Origin of the sequence: Shigella sp. FC1967 (assembly GCF_001743005.1) — a bacterium.
Taxonomy (GTDB): domain Bacteria; phylum Pseudomonadota; class Gammaproteobacteria; order Enterobacterales; family Enterobacteriaceae; genus Proteus.
In genome coordinates this window covers 1-367 of record NZ_MIIZ01001376.1, presented here as the reverse complement: position 1 = coordinate 367, position 367 = coordinate 1, and the positions used below count along the sequence as shown (strand labels likewise).

The 367-nt window shown below is 53.7% G+C and carries 1 pseudogene; it reads right to left on the bottom strand.

The features are described 5' to 3' along the window. Positions 1 to 251, bottom strand: a pseudogene (locus tag BHE89_RS26630) (hypothetical protein); the annotation flags it as partial. Positions 252 to 367: the final 116 nt, after the last annotated feature.

Sequence of the window (367 nt, the reverse complement as noted above, 5' to 3'; positions counted from 1 at the left end):
GCGGAGTCATCTTTGACCTTGTTCATCGTTGCGCTGACATTACCGTCGCCCAGCACATGGATATAACCAGGTTGACGTAATGCAGCACCACCGCGCCCCCATGTTGTCCCATGCCATCGACAGTTCCCGGCTAACTCGGGCAGGTTTGTCATTTTCGGCAGGGCAGTCTGGGGCTGAGGCTTTTGCTCGGGGGCGTTAGAGGCACACCCGGCCAGAATTGCCACTCCCAGAATTGCTATCAGTTGTCTCATCGTGTCGTTCCTCATCAAAAATTGTCGATGAGCCCATTCTAAAAGGGGGGGGATGGAAAGCTGGTTTCTCAAACTGCCCAAATTGGACAGATAGGCGTGTGTGCGATCTAAAGGTG